The sequence below is a fragment of the Acinetobacter sp. YH01010 genome (assembly GCF_013420775.1).
GTDB lineage: Bacteria > Pseudomonadota > Gammaproteobacteria > Pseudomonadales > Moraxellaceae > Acinetobacter > Acinetobacter amyesii.
The window spans coordinates 68,564-85,936 of sequence record NZ_VOYF01000013.1 but is presented as its reverse complement, the minus strand read 5'-3'; the positions used below and the strand labels follow the sequence as shown (position 1 = coordinate 85,936).

Annotated in this window: 30 protein-coding genes; 25 read left to right on the top strand and 5 right to left on the bottom strand. The window is 37.7% G+C overall.

All coding sequences use genetic code 11. The features are described 5' to 3' along the window. The first annotated feature begins 31 nt into the window (after positions 1 to 31). A complete protein-coding gene (locus FTT77_RS12435; RefSeq protein WP_180109396.1) occupies positions 32 to 1,711 on the top strand; it encodes a DUF4041 domain-containing protein in 1,680 nt (559 codons plus the stop codon). A gap of 89 nt (positions 1,712 to 1,800) precedes the next feature. Here the strand turns inward: FTT77_RS12435 and FTT77_RS12430 are convergent, their stop codons facing one another. Genes FTT77_RS12430 through FTT77_RS12410 form a run of 5 tightly spaced genes read right to left on the bottom strand, consistent with a single transcriptional unit; the run spans position 1,801 to position 5,663 of the window. After that, the gene (locus FTT77_RS12430) at positions 1,801 to 3,717 is read right to left on the bottom strand and encodes an AAA family ATPase (protein ID WP_180109395.1); all 1,917 of its coding nucleotides are present in this window, start codon (positions 3,715 to 3,717) and stop codon (positions 1,801 to 1,803) included. After that, entirely contained in the window at positions 3,707 to 4,213 is a 507-nt protein-coding gene (locus FTT77_RS12425) for an ABC-three component system middle component 5 (RefSeq protein WP_120365420.1), read from the bottom strand. The genes FTT77_RS12430 and FTT77_RS12425 overlap by 11 nt, the downstream gene beginning before the upstream one ends. Continuing rightward, positions 4,207 to 4,776, bottom strand: a complete 570-nt coding sequence (locus FTT77_RS12420; RefSeq protein WP_180109394.1) for an ABC-three component system protein — start codon at positions 4,774 to 4,776, stop codon at positions 4,207 to 4,209. The genes FTT77_RS12425 and FTT77_RS12420 overlap by 7 nt, the downstream gene beginning before the upstream one ends. Before the next feature lie 11 nt (positions 4,777 to 4,787). Beyond that, a complete protein-coding gene (locus FTT77_RS12415; RefSeq protein ID WP_171406320.1) occupies positions 4,788 to 4,964 on the bottom strand; it encodes a hypothetical protein in 177 nt (58 codons plus the stop codon). Between the two features lie 51 nt (positions 4,965 to 5,015). After that, the gene (locus FTT77_RS12410) at positions 5,016 to 5,663 is read right to left on the bottom strand and encodes a LexA family transcriptional regulator (protein ID WP_120365418.1); all 648 of its coding nucleotides are present in this window, start codon (positions 5,661 to 5,663) and stop codon (positions 5,016 to 5,018) included. Positions 5,664 to 5,763: 100 nt separating this feature from the next. Here FTT77_RS12410 and FTT77_RS12405 point away from each other — a divergent pair, with 100 nt between their 5' ends. From FTT77_RS12405 to terL, 24 genes are all read left to right on the top strand, one after another. Beyond that, positions 5,764 to 5,967 carry a Cro/CI family transcriptional regulator gene (locus FTT77_RS12405; RefSeq protein ID WP_180109393.1) on the top strand — a complete coding sequence of 68 codons (204 nt, stop codon included), beginning with the start codon at positions 5,764 to 5,766 and terminating at the stop codon, positions 5,965 to 5,967. A 21-nt stretch (positions 5,968 to 5,988) separates the two neighbouring features. Then, positions 5,989 to 6,435, top strand: coding sequence for a phage regulatory CII family protein (locus tag FTT77_RS12400; protein ID WP_180073668.1), 447 nt, complete (start codon positions 5,989 to 5,991; stop codon positions 6,433 to 6,435). A 55-nt stretch (positions 6,436 to 6,490) separates the two neighbouring features. After that, positions 6,491 to 6,748 carry a hypothetical protein gene (locus FTT77_RS12395; protein ID WP_257223084.1) on the top strand — a complete coding sequence of 86 codons (258 nt, stop codon included), beginning with the start codon at positions 6,491 to 6,493 and terminating at the stop codon, positions 6,746 to 6,748. Further along, complete coding sequence (locus FTT77_RS12390; protein ID WP_180109392.1) at positions 6,745 to 7,053, top strand: hypothetical protein; 309 nt, start codon at positions 6,745 to 6,747, stop codon at positions 7,051 to 7,053. The genes FTT77_RS12395 and FTT77_RS12390 overlap by 4 nt, the downstream gene beginning before the upstream one ends. Next, positions 7,050 to 7,859 (top strand): hypothetical protein, encoded by an 810-nt coding sequence (locus FTT77_RS12385; protein WP_180109391.1) that lies wholly within the window; start codon positions 7,050 to 7,052, stop codon positions 7,857 to 7,859. Before FTT77_RS12390 ends, FTT77_RS12385 begins: the two co-directional genes overlap by 4 nt. Continuing rightward, positions 7,856 to 8,599: an ATP-binding protein gene (locus tag FTT77_RS12380; protein ID WP_180109390.1), complete on the top strand. Its 744-nt coding sequence runs from the start codon at positions 7,856 to 7,858 to the stop codon at positions 8,597 to 8,599. The genes FTT77_RS12385 and FTT77_RS12380 overlap by 4 nt, the downstream gene beginning before the upstream one ends. A 151-nt stretch (positions 8,600 to 8,750) precedes the next feature. After that, positions 8,751 to 9,008 (top strand): hypothetical protein, encoded by a 258-nt coding sequence (locus FTT77_RS12375; RefSeq protein ID WP_180109389.1) that lies wholly within the window; start codon positions 8,751 to 8,753, stop codon positions 9,006 to 9,008. Further along, positions 9,005 to 9,337 carry a hypothetical protein gene (locus FTT77_RS12370; RefSeq protein ID WP_180109388.1) on the top strand — a complete coding sequence of 111 codons (333 nt, stop codon included), beginning with the start codon at positions 9,005 to 9,007 and terminating at the stop codon, positions 9,335 to 9,337. Before FTT77_RS12375 ends, FTT77_RS12370 begins: the two co-directional genes overlap by 4 nt. Further along, positions 9,334 to 9,570: a hypothetical protein gene (locus FTT77_RS12365; RefSeq protein ID WP_180109387.1), complete on the top strand. Its 237-nt coding sequence runs from the start codon at positions 9,334 to 9,336 to the stop codon at positions 9,568 to 9,570. The genes FTT77_RS12370 and FTT77_RS12365 overlap by 4 nt, the downstream gene beginning before the upstream one ends. Beyond that, entirely contained in the window at positions 9,567 to 9,962 is a 396-nt protein-coding gene (locus FTT77_RS12360) for an HNH endonuclease (protein WP_180109386.1), read from the top strand. The genes FTT77_RS12365 and FTT77_RS12360 overlap by 4 nt, the downstream gene beginning before the upstream one ends. Further along, entirely contained in the window at positions 9,959 to 10,150 is a 192-nt protein-coding gene (locus FTT77_RS17615; RefSeq protein ID WP_106986610.1) for a DUF1653 domain-containing protein, read from the top strand. Before FTT77_RS12360 ends, FTT77_RS17615 begins: the two co-directional genes overlap by 4 nt. Continuing rightward, complete coding sequence (locus FTT77_RS12350) at positions 10,128 to 10,532, top strand: DUF1064 domain-containing protein (protein ID WP_180109385.1); 405 nt, start codon at positions 10,128 to 10,130, stop codon at positions 10,530 to 10,532. The genes FTT77_RS17615 and FTT77_RS12350 overlap by 23 nt, the downstream gene beginning before the upstream one ends. Before the next feature lie 9 nt (positions 10,533 to 10,541). After that, positions 10,542 to 11,096: a hypothetical protein gene (locus FTT77_RS12345; RefSeq protein ID WP_180109384.1), complete on the top strand. Its 555-nt coding sequence runs from the start codon at positions 10,542 to 10,544 to the stop codon at positions 11,094 to 11,096. A 163-nt stretch (positions 11,097 to 11,259) separates the two neighbouring features. Beyond that, the gene (locus FTT77_RS12340; RefSeq protein ID WP_004646432.1) at positions 11,260 to 11,496 is read left to right on the top strand and encodes a hypothetical protein; all 237 of its coding nucleotides are present in this window, start codon (positions 11,260 to 11,262) and stop codon (positions 11,494 to 11,496) included. A gap of 534 nt (positions 11,497 to 12,030) precedes the next feature. Next, positions 12,031 to 12,216, top strand: coding sequence for a hypothetical protein (locus FTT77_RS12335; protein WP_046205780.1), 186 nt, complete (start codon positions 12,031 to 12,033; stop codon positions 12,214 to 12,216). A 117-nt stretch (positions 12,217 to 12,333) separates the two neighbouring features. Then, positions 12,334 to 12,723 carry a hypothetical protein gene (locus FTT77_RS12330; protein ID WP_106986614.1) on the top strand — a complete coding sequence of 130 codons (390 nt, stop codon included), beginning with the start codon at positions 12,334 to 12,336 and terminating at the stop codon, positions 12,721 to 12,723. A gap of 81 nt (positions 12,724 to 12,804) precedes the next feature. Further along, on the top strand, positions 12,805 to 12,951 hold the full coding sequence (locus FTT77_RS12325) for a hypothetical protein (RefSeq protein ID WP_180109383.1): 147 nt from the start codon (positions 12,805 to 12,807) through the stop codon (positions 12,949 to 12,951). Positions 12,952 to 13,447: 496 nt separating this feature from the next. Then, on the top strand, positions 13,448 to 13,669 hold the full coding sequence (locus FTT77_RS12320; RefSeq protein WP_180063595.1) for a transposase: 222 nt from the start codon (positions 13,448 to 13,450) through the stop codon (positions 13,667 to 13,669). A 125-nt stretch (positions 13,670 to 13,794) separates the two neighbouring features. Next, positions 13,795 to 14,010, top strand: coding sequence for a cold-shock protein (locus FTT77_RS12315; protein WP_180063596.1), 216 nt, complete (start codon positions 13,795 to 13,797; stop codon positions 14,008 to 14,010). Positions 14,011 to 14,012: 2 nt separating this feature from the next. After that, complete coding sequence (locus tag FTT77_RS12310) at positions 14,013 to 14,225, top strand: hypothetical protein (protein WP_180109382.1); 213 nt, start codon at positions 14,013 to 14,015, stop codon at positions 14,223 to 14,225. Between the two features lie 54 nt (positions 14,226 to 14,279). After that, entirely contained in the window at positions 14,280 to 14,708 is a 429-nt protein-coding gene (locus tag FTT77_RS12305) for a hypothetical protein (RefSeq protein WP_180109381.1), read from the top strand. After that, positions 14,677 to 15,318 carry a putative metallopeptidase gene (locus FTT77_RS12300; RefSeq protein ID WP_180073680.1) on the top strand — a complete coding sequence of 214 codons (642 nt, stop codon included), beginning with the start codon at positions 14,677 to 14,679 and terminating at the stop codon, positions 15,316 to 15,318. Before FTT77_RS12305 ends, FTT77_RS12300 begins: the two co-directional genes overlap by 32 nt. A 57-nt stretch (positions 15,319 to 15,375) precedes the next feature. Then, complete coding sequence (locus tag FTT77_RS12295) at positions 15,376 to 15,834, top strand: DUF2280 domain-containing protein (protein WP_180073681.1); 459 nt, start codon at positions 15,376 to 15,378, stop codon at positions 15,832 to 15,834. Between the two features lies 1 nt (position 15,835). Then, positions 15,836 to 17,371 (top strand): phage terminase large subunit, encoded by a 1,536-nt coding sequence (gene terL / locus FTT77_RS12290; protein WP_180073682.1) that lies wholly within the window; start codon positions 15,836 to 15,838, stop codon positions 17,369 to 17,371. Positions 17,372 to 17,373 lie beyond the last annotated feature (2 nt).

Here is a 17,373-nt window from a genome sequence, read left to right as displayed (position 1 = left end):
ATTGGTTAAATCTTGAATAATAGATATATCTATGGAATTTTTTCTTTTCTTGCTATTAATGGCTTTAGGTGGTGTAGTTTATTTCTTTTACACAAAGAATAAGGAGTTAAAATTAAATGAAGTTGATCTAACAGATAAGAATAAAAATTTATCTATAAAGATTAGCAAACTTGAAGCTCAAGCTAGCAGTGATTACAGACAAATTAGTGGGTTTTTGAATCAACAAGAGATACTAGGTAAGCGATTAAGTGAATTAGAAAAATATCAAGGTATTGTTGATGTTGTTGCATATATAGCATCTGAAAAAGAAAAATGTGCAAATGATATAAGTGATGCAAAACTTGAATGGCAGCAAGAATATGAATCCAATTTAAAATCACATGAAGCTTACAAAAGAGCTATTGTGGCTGAAGCAGAAGCTTTTAAGCGCCAAATTAAAGAAAAAATTAAAAATGTAGAATTATTCTTAGATGAGCATTCCCAAAAAACCCTACTTAACACGGAGCAGCAAGCTAAAAATATACTTGGTGATTATTACGATTTAGCCCAAAAAACTATGGAGTTAAATAAAATCTGTAACGCCCTTGAAAATAAAATACAAGGCTACAGTGATGAATACTTATTGCCGAATCAGGCGATTTTAGAAGATCTAATAGATGGATATGAGCATCTCGATGCGGCACAAAGATTAAAAACAATAAAACTGGAAATCAAAACCGCAATTAAGCAATGTGTTGTTGCTGAGTGTGATTATGTCGAAGAGAATAGAAAATCAACAGCTATAGCCTTTATTACAAATGCCTTTAATAGTAAGGCGGATGTGCATGTATCACGCTTAAAACATGACAATGTTGGTAAGCTGATCGAAGCTTTGAAAGATGATTATTTACTTCTAAATAATTATGGACAGGCTTTTAGGAATGCCAGAATTAATCCTTCATATCTTGCATTAAGGGTTGAGGAGCTAAAATGGGCTGCATTAGTACTAGAGTTTAAAGAAAGAGAGCGCGAAGAGCAGAGAGAGATTCGTGAGCAAATTCGCGAGGAAGAAAAGGCTAGAAAAGAATATGAACGAGCAATAAAAGATGCTGAAAAAGAAGAACAATTACTTAAGAAAGCTTACGAAAAAGCAAAAAAAGAGTTTGATTTAGCTTCTGATGATGAGAAAGCTAAATTTGACTTTAAAATGCAGGAGTTAATGGAAAAACTCAAAGATGCTGAGGATAAAAACCAGCGAGCATTATCAATGGCTCAACAAACAAGAGCTGGACATGTATATGTAATTTCAAATATTGGGTCTTTTGGTGAAGATGTTTTAAAGCTTGGAATGACCAGACGTCTTGAGCCTCTAGATCGTGTCAGAGAATTAGGCGATGCTTCAGTTCCATTTACATTTGATGTGCATGCAATGATTTATAGTGAGGATGCTCCTTCGCTTGAGAAAAAACTACATCATCATTTCAATCATGAGCGTGTCAATAAAGTTAATTACAAGAAGGAGTTTTTCAGAACTTCTTTAACGAATGTTAAAAGCTATTTAGATGAATTGGGTATCCAAGCTAAATTCACCTTAAAAGCCGAAGCTATGCAATATAGGGAGTCTTTAAAAATTGAACTCATGCCGGATGATGAGCAGAGAGAAATAGAGGACACTATCGAAGAGATGGAGCTAAAGCAAAAAGATTATGCATTAGTTGAAGATGAAGAATAAAATTAAAAGAGGCCTGTAATAACAGGCCTCTAGTTTTTCGACTTATAAGGGATAAAAGAAAACCCATGCAGGGTGGGTAAGTGTATAAATTATTCTGAAATATTAAATGTTCTAATCCCATTCAGATATTCAATTTTATGGCTTTCAGATTCAGCCATTATTGGAAATAACTCAGATGTTGCACAAATAAGTTGATATGGATCTTCAAAAGAGGAGCAAACTTCAACTATTATCTTTTGTAAATTTTCTGCCCTATCCTTTTCCAAACCGCCATCATTTATTCCGTCTAATACTAAAAAATGTGGCAATCTGATAGTTGAATCAGCCATTGCTAATTGCAGTAATGCCAAATGAAATAAATGTCTAAGAACAATTGTAGAGCTCTGGGAGAAATGACCAGAACCGTTTACGTATACTTTGTTATCTTCGAAGCTAACTTCAACTATATTCTCAGGGTCTAAAAACTCTTCTTGAACTCCGATATCCTTGGATAGTAATTGCTTTAGGTTTTCGTTCAATCTGTTCAGTATACTTTTTAATTTATGCTCTGAACTATTTTTCATTCTTTCAATTGATAGTTCAGTTTCCTTTAGGGAGCTTTCCAAACTGTCTTTTTTTAATTCTAATTGTTTAATTTCATTTGCGATTAATAATCTTGATTCAATATTTTTTAGTTCAGTTTCCACCTCACCTAATTCACGATAGGCTTCTCTTAACTCTAATTCGAAAGCACTGTGCCAGCGGTCAGATAGAATGTCGAAATCTTTTTTCCTACTATTGAATATTTTTTTTTGTTCATTAAGTTTTTCCTTAGTCAGTTCAATATTTTTTTCTTCATCCTTGATTAATTTTGTGGTTTCTTGGATTTGAAAGTTTAATTCGGTCTTCATCTGTAGCAAGTTGTTTTTATTTATGTCCTCAGAAGTTGGGGTTTTACATAATTTACAGATATTATCATTTTGATTGATTGATATTAAATCTAATTTACTGTGACAACATGGACAGAAATCAAAAATTATATTTGATATAAGTTCGTTACTAGCAATAGAGCTATTTAAATCATTGGAACGTATTTTTAATTCAGCATTAAAATTATTCAAATCAATAATTTCTAGTTGCTGTTCGTTATATTTTTGCTCAAGAGCTATTATAGCTTTATTTAATTTTGATAACTCTGACTGCAGGTTTTTTTGAATATTTTTTTGGTCTAAATCTGAATTGAAATTTTCATTTGAGTTATTTAATGTATTTAATCTTTTTATAATATTTTCATGCCTTTGTAGATAATTCTTCTTTTCTTCAAGAATAAGTTCCTCAATCATATTTTCTGAAGATTTACCTACAATCTTGAAGAATGACTGAAGTTTACTTGTTGTATCAACTAATTGTTTATTTAAGGTTTTACTATAGAGTTGTTGTTCATAAAGTTCGCCGCTGAACAGTCCAAATGCATAATCTCGAATTGCAACCCGCTTTTCAGATTTATCCCATTGTTCATATCTATAAATAGGGAGATGATTATTAGCCTGATCAGCATATAGCAATCTTAATAATTGATGAGTGGTTATACTTGTTTCAGCAGAAACAGTTTCTGGATAATTTAAGTAGTCATAAAAAACTCTTGAAAAACCAAATTTTTCAGTAAAAGAGTTATATGGAAAATTATGCCACTCTGTATCATTTGATGAGAGTGCATAATCCATTTCACCGTAAAATAAACTTAATCCCTCTCGTTTTTTTGAGGAAATTTCTCTATATATAGTTAAAAAGTTATTTTCAATTTGAACTTCTGTTAAAACATGCGTACATTTATTAACAATTGGAGTGAAATTTATTTCTTCGCCCCCCAGTGAATATATTAAAACATCTAGAAGCGAGCTTTTACCTGCACTATTTTTTCCATAAATAACGTTTAGACCATCTTTAAAATTAACATCTAAAGCACAGTTTTTGTTTTGAAAGACAAGCATCTTATTAACTTTAAAATTGTTATAATTAGTTGTCATATCTAAATTCCATTAATGAAGTTCGATCTTTCAGTCCATCTTTATTGTTGATGGGGTGGGTTAGTAAAAATTTTAATACCAATACCTCTATCTCATATTTCAAAGAATTTTCAAATAATGTACTTTTAAGAGATAATTGGTTAAATTTTTGACCTTTACTGTAACTATTATCAAGATTATTAAAAGATAAATATTCGTTGGTAACAAGTATGCTTAATACTTTATCCTGAATAATTGACATTTTTTTTGAAATTAAATAAGGGTTGCGACAAGGTCGATAGGTATCATTAATAAGGTTTAATTCTTTTCTAATTTTTTTAGAGTCAATGTTTTGGGGATACTTTATATATTTCATTGTCTTCGGAAAAACAATATAAAAATCAATAATTTTAATGCGATCTAATTCCAAAAAATCAATGTCGCTTAAGGTGTTGAAGAGTTTAAGGATTCTAAAAGCACAATGACTAGCATCAAATGCAGGATGATAAATTAACATTTCTTATCCCAACAAATATGGCAATTCCCAGCAAGGAAATAAAGCAATTGAATAACGCAATCGTTATTTGAACCAAGTGGCGTACCTATCAATAAGCTCTGAATTGGTTGTATTACCTCTTTCAAAATTGCAGCATCCACTTCTTGAATATTGGCATTATTTTGTATCATAGGCCTTATAATAAAGTCATAGGTAACTTCAATTCTAGCAAGTACTTTAGCAATTAGAAATTGAAATGCTGGGCTATCTTGATGCTTGGTAATTAATCTACTAGCTTTAGATTTATATCTTAAGGCATTATTAATTAAGTAACTCCTATCTGAGTCAGTTAATTTTTTTTCTAGCCCCCTTTGGTCATCTCTAATAGTTCCAAGATAATGTTCTAAATCCTCAATTTGTTCCTCTATGTCAATCTCAAATCCAGCATTAATTTTTTTAACTAATTCGAGATAAGGCTGTAGGAGAATAGCACTTTCAGTATTGTGAAAATGATATTCTCTTTTATCCAAATCTCTGCCTGCGAAATCACCGCCTTCAGTATTGATATCCTTTTGAGTATTCATTACTAAAAGCCTTACTTATCTTTGTACATATCTCTACCTGCAAAATCACCACCGCCTGTTTTAATTTTACTTTGTTTTGGTTGGTTTTTAGACTCATCCTTATAAGTCAGTTTTTGATAGGTAAGTGTTAATCCTATACCTGCTAAAAGACCGATCAAAGCTGAAATTATTTCATTAAGATAATCCATTAAGTTTTCCCCTTGTAAAATTAGAAATTTAAAGCAATATTAATAAACGTACTAAACATCCCGATACAAACCAACAACCTTGCCAACCAACTTACAACCATCCTCTAAAGCAATGGTTTTCTCTGGCCAGTCAGGATTCAAAGGCTGCAGATACTTATTTCCGCTTTCAACAATAAGCTTCTTAAACGTCGCTTCACTGTCATCGTCACAAGAAACAATGACCAGATCCCCAGTTTTCAATTCATCTGGTTGAAAATCAGGATTCACATAAATTTTATCGCCAGGCCGAAAGTCAGGGAGCATCGACTCACCAACTACTTCCAAACCATAACCATTTTTTCCGCACTTAGGATTTGGAGGTAACCATTCCTCAAACTGTGTACCTGCGGGAACAGAATCTACAGTTGTCCATGCACCGGCTTGTACCCATGAAATTACTGGTACTAATCGACCTGCAAGTGGGAATGGCACAGAAGTATTTGACTCCAAACCACCAAGCGCCTTACCGCTGAGCAAAAAATCAGGCGATACCGCTAGTGCTTTTGATAAAGCCATCAAGCTTTCATGTTTAGGGAGGTTGTCATCTTTCTCCCAATAAATTACAGAAGTTTTAGATACGCCGATTGCGTCAGCAAGTTGTTGCTGAGTTATTTTTTTTGTTTTTCTTAATGCTTTTAGGCGTGTACCAAGAGTTTCCATAATTTAAGCCCATATTCAATGTAAGGAATCTTACCATTTGACTAGGTAAGTTTTATGCTGTTTAATAAGGTAAGAAAAGTTACCTTTGTGAGTAAAATTAATGACAAAACAAGAAGCTCTAAAGCTTTTGAATTGTAATGTCGCGGATTTGGCTTTGAAGTTAGAGATAAGTTCTCAGGCTATTAGCCAATGGCCTGAAACAAAGATTCCTTTAATGCGTGAATATCAAATTCGTGATTTAGCAAAAGGGCAAATTCCTATAAAGCGTTCTACTAAAAATAGTAATAACCCAGCCCTCCAATAACCACGTTCAAAGGACACCGATATGAACATATTGGATGCTGCTTACAACACTGTTCACGACTATCAAGGTGGAGCGAATGCACTAGCACCACGAATGGGCATTAAAAGCCCAGCGGTACTGAACAGTAAAGTGAATCCCAATACGGAAACACACCACATCACCTTGCTTGAGGCTTCAAAACTTATGGAGCTGACAGGGGATTACCGAATTTTGCAAAGACTGAATGCTCATCACGGAAAAGTGGCCATTAACTTGCCGAATATTCCCGAATGTCGAGATACAGCGCTGACGGATTTAGTTCTGAGTTTTGGAATGGGCGGCGGGGATATCTACACGCTATTCAAAGAAATGATGGCAGACGGTCGGATCACTCGTGGTGAAGCGATAGATATGTCAAAGGTCATTCACATGCTGCACGAAATTTTGGCAGAGCTAGAAATGCAAATAAACAAATGCGTCGAGCAATAAAAAAGCCTGATCTCGAACATCAGGCTTTCAATTCAATTTATGAGGGAAATCACAAATGAATCTGAAACCAAATATACCACAAAACAATGACATGGCAAACGATGGATTCCTCAATGGCGACGTCGTGGTCTTCACAGACCCAATCAAACCAGGCCATCTAATGACCGTACATAAAGTCCAAGGTGATGGCGTACTACTGGATGGAAATCACAACTTTGCGCTGAGCCATTTAGTGCGTCCGGCAACGGTTGCTGAAGTCTTGGCTAAACGTCGTTTGACTGCTGCTGAACAAGCGCTTGCGGAGGTTCCATGATCACCAACAAGGCAATTAAAAAGCAGCCTGAGCATAAACACCTGCAAGGCGTTCAGAGTTGGTATAACCCAGCGCTACGCACGCTCAATGGTTTATTGGATATCCGAAAGGCCAACTTACGCAAGATCAATCGTGATGAAGCCAATGCTGCAGTCACACGTGATGAGTTTATCGAAATGCTAACCAATGAACATCGGATCTCGGCCTGGTATGCCGGGGAAATTATCTTAAGCTTACTGCGTTCAGAAATGATTTTGATGTTTGGGCGTTTTATATGGATTAATGAAAGAAGGGGTGAACAGTGAGCCATATTCTGTCACTACGTGGCACAGGGCAACCTATTGCCTATTTCCCCAAGCTAGGTAAATACATTGGCTGTGTGAAGGCAGGAATCTTTCTTGGCCAAATGGTTTTTTGGTCGGATAAGACTGATAGCCCATTAGGCGTGTACAAGACTTCTGATCAAATTGAGGAAGAAACTGGCTTGTCATATCGAGAACAGATGAGTGCTCGAAAGAAGCTTGTTGCCTTAGGTTTGATCTCGGAAACATACAAGCGTTTAGATCATCGTTTGTACTTCAAATTTAACGAAAAACGCTTTGACGAGTGGCTTTCAGAGATGATTTTGGCGAACTCACAAAATGTAATTTCCCCAACTGACGAAAGCGCAGTTCGGGAGCAAACAAAAGCGCAATTCGTTCCTACAGAGAATACAACAGATATAAACACACACAGTAACGCGCACGTTGAAAATCAAAACGTGGATTCGTGGACACCAGATCTTGAGCAGCTGGCATTCGCTTTGAAAACCACAAAATACTCTCAACGAGTTTCTGAAATTCTTGGCATGGCAGATTTTCAATTCCATCTTGGGAACTTCAACGCTCACCACGAAAATAATCACCAGATCACGAACAACCAAAAACTTCGCAAGTTTGCACAATGGATTTTTCAGGAATTTGAAAAACAATTGGCCAAAGCTGAGCGTGAAGCAACAAAAACGAAAAACCATACCACTGAAAAACAAAATTCTCGAAACGTAAATGATGCTTGGGGTGAAGTACAGCAGTATGCACCTGCAAGTGATATCGACTGTGGAGGACTGCTATGAACGCCTCAATTTTAAATGCGCAGATCCAGTTGAGTTCTGAATACTGTGAAACACACCGAGCTCAAAAAGTCTTAGTTGGTCGTACTGCAATTTGCAAGCAATGTGCAACTGAAATATTGAATAAAGCCCATCAGGACCACGAGATTGAGGTAAATCGCATGGTTCGTGAAAAGCATTTTGAAGGAGCTAAGTTACCGGCTCGTCATGCAAACAATGGCTTTAGAGACTATGTAATTAGCAATAACGGACAGATGAATGCAAAGCAGCAATGTATGTCGTTTACCAGTGATTTCAAGAAAGACATCAAACGTAATTTAATCATGGTTGGCCGTACTGGTACAGGTAAAACACATCTAGCGTGTGCCGTTGCTAGAAATGTCCTTGAGAGTCGTAAGTACGCTCGTTACATCACATCTGAAGATATCGCCAATGAAATTGCGAATGCTTGGAAAAAAGCCGATGACAGTGAATCAAACGCAATTCACCGATTCACCGAATATGACCTGTTAATTCTTGATGAATACGGCTTGCATGACCGTCATGAAAATCGTTTGCAGCTTGTACATAAAGTTTTATATGCGCGTTATGACGCTGCTAAGCCAACCATGTTGATTTCCAACATGACGATGGCTGAACTGCAAAAGGATTTGGGGGATCGCTTATGGTCTCGTTTTCAACATGATGGCCTGGTGATTGTGGAATGTAATTGGGTGGATCAACGTGTAGGAGGTGGGGTGTGAAGGATCAGCATGACAATAAAACCGTGGATTGGGTGGAAGTCATGGCTCTGCGTTCAGCCTATCGTCATGGAATCAGAACACCAGAGACTCGTGAAGCATGTCGAATTTACATGAGCGAGCGTAGAAAAAAGAAAGCAAAGCAGGTGGCAGCATGAGCATAAGCCAATCACACGGACACATGTTTGAAACAACGATGGATATTCTGCTGTTTATCACATTCAGAGGTAAGGCGACTTATGTGCAAGATGTGCTTGATAACGTTGTGACCAATACGAGTTATCGAACTGTGCAGCGATACGTAAATTCTTTAGAAAAACTCGGTTATGTGCTCGGAGATGGGAAAAGAAACTCCCCTCAAGGCTTCTTGCCAACGGATAAAGCAAAACAACTATTTGGGGTGAAGGGATGAAAGCGAACGAGTTTGTTAAATATTTGAAAAATGGAATTGAGTCTGCAAAAGAGTTGATGGGGGTTCGGCCTTGCATGCTTAAGGAGATGGGTGTTGATCTAGGCGACCTAAAACGCCTTGTCGAGTCGTGGGAGTTGGTTGAAAAGCTTGGAGGGTTGGAAAGGGTGAAAAATGCGATTAATGGGAAGCATATTGGCTATACGCATTTTTACCTGCATTCAAATAATCGCTATGTATTTCTTGATCATTATGTGGATTTTATTCCTGATCATGCACAACACATAGGAATGTTTAATAACGCCATCGCAGACGTGGAGTCATGCCAGTGAACCTAACAATCGAACAAATGCGGGAAATTGTGGATGGTGCGCCTGAATGGGCGGTTTTTTGGATCACTCGAAACGAGTACCACATTTCAATGTTGAGCTTTCCAAATATGACAGGACAGCAAAGTTACTTAATTTCCGATCTGCGTTCTGCCATCGCAGACCACGATCGCACTAACAACGTATCAGACATTCGCAACCATATTGCGCTGACTACAAAGGTGATTGAGGGATGAATTTAAACAAAAAACAACGTGCAGAACTTAAGATGAAATTTGGTGGTCATTGCGCTTACTGTGGCTGTGAGTTGGGCGACAAGTGGCATGCGGATCATATTGAGGCTGTTAAGCGTGACATTATCCACGTTGGCGGTGGGAAGTTAATTTCAGGAGAAATGACTCGACCACACTTAGACACGATTGAAAACATGAATCCTGCATGTGTGCCTTGCAACTCCAATAAATCATCAATGTCTTTGAAGTCGTGGCGCAGTCTTTTAACTCACTATCGTGATGTTCAGTTGCTAAGGGACAGCACTCATGCTCGTCATCTGCATCGTTTTGGATTGATTGAAATTAAATCTTATCCAGTGGTGTTCTTTTTTGAGACTTGGCGAGGTGAGTCGTGATCTATAAGCACAACAAGACTGGAAATCTATACAGCTACATCGCAACAGCAAATAAGTGTAACAACGAAAAGTTTCCAAAAATGGCCGTTTATCAAAGTCTGAATGATGGGAGTGTTTATGCAAGGCCTTATCGGGATTTTGCGAACGCTTTTACGATGGTGAGCCATGACCAGCATCTCACTCGCTGAATACCATAAACAATACGCGCCCAAGACTAAACCCAAGTCAGGGCGCAGCAAATTTAACTCACAGCGTATTGAAAAAGACGGAATGAAGTTCGATAGCGTCAAAGAGTACAACCGCTATATCGAGCTTACAGCACTAATGCAAAGGGGTGAGATTTCAGAGCTTAAGTGTCAGGTAAAATTTGTCTTGGCACCTAAGGTGAAATTGGAAGGGGAGAAAAGGGCAAAACCTGAATTGAGGTATTACGCGGATTTTACATACATGAGCAATGGGAAGCTGATTGTTGAGGATGTGAAGTCGGCAGTAACACGGAAATTGCAAAGCTATCGCAATAAGAAACACCTTATGAAAACAGTACACGATATCGATATTAAAGAAGTTTGAGGGCAGGGTATGAACGCAGTAGCAGCAGAAAAATTTGAACCGTTTGAGTGGTTGACCAAAGGTATTACAGCGAAGTCGCCAAACTTTGAGCCACAGGCACATGGCACTGGGGAGAAACCTTTGAATTATGAAGATCGTTTGGGTGCGATTGCGAGTATGGAAACGCAGCTTGCAAAGTCGGTGACAGCACTAATTGTCTTTGATGGGAAGTGTGAAAGTGATTATGAGTATGTGCGTAATCACTTGGTTAAAATTATGTTGGTCAATGCCACGGATGATAAGAAGCGCGAGCCTGAGCATATCACTATGAATCACCTAGCTTACTTGATTGCACGCATGGTAATTGACTTTGCATTAAATCCTGAGCTTGAGGGGAATTTTACAGCGCAAGGTCGATTGTATTATGCGGGGATTAATTCGATGCAGATGACAACGAATGTGTATCGCTTAACATGGAAACCGTATGAGGATTTAATGAGTTTGGCTCTTGAATCTGCAATTGACGAAGCATCAAATGCGATCAAAAAATATAAAAAGGAAACTTACAAAGAAATGCGAGCATAGGACTATCATTAAAATGATAACTAGGGTATCTTATTTATATACTGGTCGTATTACGGTTATCCGAGACCAAGTCATTAAAGCTCACCAAACGGTGGGCTTTTTTGACATTATTTATTCATAAAATTAAGTGATAATGCCTTTTTGTTTTTGAGCTCTAATTGAAATGGCGATTTTAACTGTTAAAAAACTAGAAGATACTCTCGGTAAATTAGTGGCTGAAGGCGAAAAGCCTGAAAAGATTTTATTAGGCTATAAAGCGTATGGCGAGCTAATGAATGATCGTAGCTTTTTTGAGGAAGTGGCTGGCTCGGCAATGGATCCAAACAAACGAAAATATAAAAATATTAAAATTAAGGTTACTCAAGATGAATACCAGTTTAACGTGAAATGTCAAAAATAGGTTTAAGCATCAAGGAAAGCTCACTAAAAGGTGGGCTTTTTTGTTAGCTTATTAAACAAATAGTTGGCATACTAAGACTCATCTATAAATCAAGGTGAATCTCTGTGAAAAACAATTGGTTACTGATTTTAGGCTTAACATTATTAATACTTGCGGTATTTTCGTGTTTTCATGTTAATCAACTATCCAAGAAAAAGAGATTAGAAGATTTGGAGAAATTGCATAAAGAATTAGCAACTAGATAAAATTATTTTAAAAGTAAAAAAAGCTCATCGAAAGGTGGGCTTTTTTTGTGCCCGATTAAGGAGAAAAGGAATGCTCCGCTTTATACGCCAAATATTCTGCTTCCACTGCTGGGAGTTTGAGAATGAGGTATTCAGGGTGAAAGAATGCAGGAAGTGTGGGAAATGCCAATCAGATAGCTAAAAAGTATATTTACCGAATAGACTTCTCGGTCTATTCCATTTATGTGATTTTTGATGTAAAAATGCCGGTTCAAATTTGCAGAAAGCAAATTTTCTCCTGGTGAAGCAAATGAAAGAAAATTTAGGCGTAGTTATTTTTTATGCGTTATGTATTCTTGGAGTTATCCTTGAATTGGTGGGGTTATTGAATATTGATGTAATGTTTCTGGTGATTGGGGTTGCATTTTTAATCAGTGCGTTTCTCATAAAGTCGGAATTCAAGCTATATGTCACTTTCTGGAAAGAAATCGAATAGCGTTATTTAAGTTTGGTAAGAATAAGAAGCCGCATTGACTAAAGTTAGTGCGGTTTTTTTGTGAAATGTGAGAGTGCGTGAGTGCTCTTTTTTGTTGTCTAAAAAAGTGAGCTAACAATGAAAACTAAAATATTAGCAGTTGGTCTAATGTGTGCAATGGCAATGGCGGGTTGTTCTCGTGATGCTCAAGTTGCTTCACGAAATCTATCATATGCAGCTGATAACTTTCAGTTGGATCGACGAATTGTTTTTTATAATGGCGTTACTGGTGATTATGTTCTTACTATTGAAGGCAAGTGTGCTTTTGAAGCTGTGAGCGAACGGAAGGTTGATGTGACCTGTAAGACCAGTGATACGGAATTCAAAAAGCATTCACTAGGTATTTCTGACAATGTTACTTATTTTTCTGAGCAGTTGAATAGTAAGGGTGTTAGTACCTACCAGTACAAAGTTGATTTCAGACCAAGCGTTATCATTCCTGATGTGGATCTGAAGTTACCTAAATAATTCGCCGAACGTATTACGGCGCATAAAAGCCCTTCACATTCTAATGTTGAGGGGTTTTTCTTTTCTTATTTGGTGGTGGGTATGGCTTATATCGTAGTGGGTTTATTTTCATTCTTATTTGGGTATGGGTTGTGCTTTAAGTGGTTTAAGAAAGACATTGTTGAAAGTAAGCCGATCGCGTTTAACGAAGGTGTTTATGTAGCATCTAAAAAGAAGATTGAGCCATGACAGATAAAGTACAAGCGAAACAAGACTTAGAAATTAACATGAAGTGTTGCAATGCTTATTACCCAAATATTGTATAGCTAGCAGAAAGAGAATATATAAATCACAAATATAAATAAAATTGAAATAAAGTTAGGTTAATATTAATATATCTGATATATTGTGTTTGATCGAATCCGTAAGCGGAACGGTAGTGTTTGAGTTGTTAACGGAATTGCGTATTCCCTCCATTCTGATGTTCAAGCATCAAATTCAAACAGTTAACGCATAGCATGAATTCGCATCATGCCGATCAAGGGAAGCCTGCAGCTATCCGTGGGTTTTCCTTAAATTTTATTTTTAAGATACTAATTTAATTTTTATATCTTTTTTAAATTTCACAGCTACTGTAAATATCATAAGTTTAAATATCTTCTTAAGTGAATTATCTCCAACCTTACAATTGGTTTTATCTTTAAATACTTTCTTGTTTGCAAAAGCTCATCACATGAGTGATTAAATGAACATTTCAAATGGGTGGACAACCGCCGCAGCAATCAATGGCGATGTTATACGTGTAAACATTATTCCATTAAACAAAATTCAAAGCACAATGAATGGCCATACTTGGGTTGAAGTTGCAAAGCAAGTTGAACTTGAGTCAGGCAAAAAAATTGAACTGAATTTAGATGGTAAGTCTTTTTATACTGAATTGAATAAGCTTTATAAACTGTACTCTTAATTCGTCAACATTATTCAATACGTCACATAGAGTAAGATTTTTAATTTATTTTTTGTTTTTTACATTTTTAAACTAAGGGTATTTCGAATTTTTCTCTATCACAAAAAATCTATAAGGAAAAATATATGTCTAATTTAACTACTGGCACTGTGAAGTGGTTCAATGATGCAAAAGGTTTTGGTTTTATTGCCGCAGATAATGGTAATGAAGTTTTTGCACATTTTTCTCAAATTATGTCAAATGGTTTTAAAAGCTTAGCTGAAGGGCAACGGGTTCAGTTTTCACAATCTAAAGGACAACGCGGATTTCAGGCAAGTGAAATTGTAGCGATTGATAATTAATTATGAATACGCCATTAAATAAAGTAATGCTGGACGTAGTTGATCAACATGGCGCTGTCTATACACTAGAAGCTATGTGCGAAAAATCATCTGATGAGCCAAATAGTTTTGGTGATTGCGTCCGTTATCTAAATATAGAAGATGAAATAATTAAGCCTAGCTTTGATATGCATTTCTACAGTGATAAAACTGGAAAAATATTTAAGTTATTTTAATTTTTACATGCAATTAAATTAACCTCCTCCGGGAGGTTTTTTATTGGGTGAAATATGGAACTTGATGCCTATAAAAATCTAACTAAAAAGATTCCTCCCAATAAGAAACCACGCTCCAGGCCACTACCTAAAGCCAGTGAAAAATACTTAGAAGCATTCGAGAGGTTAAAAGAAATATTAGACCGTATGGAAATGAAGTATGAGGAGTACTTTCATTTCAAAAGTACCAAACATTGGCGTTTTGACTTACACCTCATTGAACATCGCATGCTAATTGAAATAGCAACTGGTCCATGGTCTGGCGGTCGCAAGGGCAAACTTGCAACAAAAGCTTGGAGTGTTGATCGTTATGACCATGCTGAAGAATTGGGGTATCGATTTCACAGGTTTGAACTTGCAGATATCAACATGGGTCGTGCAACGGCCTGGCTAAGACATTTAAAGGCATCACATGGAACAGATCAGACCATTCCCGCCGACTGAACTTATAGATCAGGCTGAGGAAGAAGACGCTATACGTCTTGCACCAGCACAAGAATTATTGGCCTGGGTGAAAGATAATTACCTAACTATGGGTGGCCAACTACATAACCCAGACCATGATCATATCGCTGAGCTGATTCATGATAACGAAGAGTTTTTAGCATTTGCGTGGGCATCATCCGCGGCTATGGCCAAAAAGCGCATGGTACTTGGTCAATGTGAAAAAGTGATGTTTAACCAAGGCGGATGGAAGAAAGCCCGTCAAGAACAACAAATGCGAGACTGGTTTGGTTTTGTACCTCAGTACTTAATCACGATTGATGCAGCATTTTGTGAGCAAACCTCTGATCGTGAATTCTGCCGTTTGATTGAACATGAGCTTTATCACATTGGTGTTGAGCGCGATGAAGATGGTGAGATCATTTATAGCGATACGACTGGCTTACCTAAGCATTACTTAGCTGGCCATGATGTTGAAGTGTTCTTTGGTGAAATACGTCAGCACGGAATTGATAGCTCAGTACAACGATTATTGGACATTGCTAAAAATGCTCCATTTGTATCGGAGACAAACATTGCAGCGTGTTGCGGAAACTGTGTGATTAACTGAGCCGAAAGGCTCTTTTTTTGTCCGTCTTCTTTGACGTACTTTGACGGATAGAGGGAAATGGCTACTTTAAATAAAAAGCAAAAACTCTTTATTGTACGGTCACTTGCACAGTTCAATACACCTCAAGAAACCGTAGTGCTCGTCAAAGAAGAATTTAACATTGATGTGAGTCGTCAGCAGTGTGAGGCTTATGACCCAACCAAGCGCGTAGGCAAAGATTTAAGTGCTGAACTAAAAGCAGAATTTGATATCTCTCGCAAAGAATTTTTAGAAGCACCTCAAAATATTCCAATAGCAAACCTGACAGTTCGTTTACAACGACTGGAAAACCAATACCAAAAACATGGAAAAAACCGTGTTGCTGCCTTAAGCATTCTTAAGCAGGCTGCAGAAGATATGGGTGGCAAGTACACCAATAAAACCGAGGTGACAAGCGAAGTAACCCAAACCACGGTTACCCAGGCCACTCCTGAGCAGGTTGAAGATGCAATAAGGAAGGCTAAAGAGGAATATTAAAATGGATCTACAAACACAGGTTGAAAAGAAGCTGTGTGAGGATGAACATTTATATTTCACACGGCGTTTCTTTAAGCCACGCATGGGCTTTAAATTCACCGTAAATTGGCACCACGTCTATATTTCATGGATTATCGACCAAGTCATTGCTGGTGAAATAGCCAACGTTGTGATTAATGTTCCACCTGGTGCAGGTAAAACAGAACTCATGACTAATTTGATTCCACGCGGCCTGGCATTAAATGCACGTTCACGATTCCTCTACTTATCTTTCTCCCAATCCTTAGTTGAAGGTGTTTCTGATGTGGCTAGGGATATTGTTAAGTCAAAAGACTTTCGTAGCATGTGGGATCTGAATGTATCGAATAGCACAGACTCCAAGAAAGAATGGAAGATCACAGTTGAGGACTACGATGTTGGTCATGTGTACGTAGCTTCAATGGGTGGTCAAGTTACAGGTCGTCGTGCTGGCACATTGGCTGATGATGGTTTTACTGGTTGTATCACCATTGATGACCCATTAAAGCCTGAAGATGCCTTTAGTAAGATTAAGCGGGACGCGGCGAACCGTAAATTGTTGAACACGGTGAACTCACGTAAAGCGAAGTCTGATACGCCGATCATCATGATTATGCAGCGACTCCACACTGAAGATCCGACTAACTTTGTAATGACTGGAAATCTACCTGGTGAATGGACTCAGATATCTATCCCAGCACTGATAGATGATGAATACATTGCAACCTTGCCAGAACATATCCAAAAGCTTGTACCGCGAGATGTTGAGTGTGATGAGCAAGGCCGTCAAAGCTATTGGCCTAAAAAGGAATCCTTACAATCGCTACTTCAGTTAGAGAAGGGTGGTAAGGATAAGGAAGGTGCAACCGTCTCACGTTACACCTTCAGCAGCCAATACATGCAACAACCTAAGAAATTGGGCGGGGATTTAATCAAGTCAGAGTGGTTTGGGTTCTATAAAGAAATCCCTACGCTTCAGTGGCGTGCAGTCCTTGTAGATACAGCTCAAAAAACCAAAGAGCACAACGATTACTCAGTATTTTTACTTGTTGGCCTGGGTATTGATGGAAAGCTATACCTATTGGATCTATTGCGTGGAAAATGGGAAGCACCAGAACTTAACCGTCAGGCGAAAGCTTTCCTCGACAAGCATAAGGAATATACATGGGAAACCAAGCCTATTCGCTATATGAAAGTAGAAGACAAGGCCTCGGGTACTCAGCTAATCCAAACTCTAGGGACATACTCCGGTGTTGCTGTCATACCAGTACAGCGTAATACAGACAAGCTATCCCGTTTCATGGATGTACAAGTCCACCTTGAAGCGAACTATAAAGATAAGCCGGAAGATCGCTTTGTGATGGTACCTAAGGATGCACACTGGGTTGGGGCATTCTTTGAGGAGTGTGAGGCCTTTAATGCTGCATTTACTCATGACCATGACGACCAAGTTGATACTTTGATCGATGCAATTGAAGACGCAGTAATCGCAATTAATTACAGCCCTCCGGCTGCATAGGT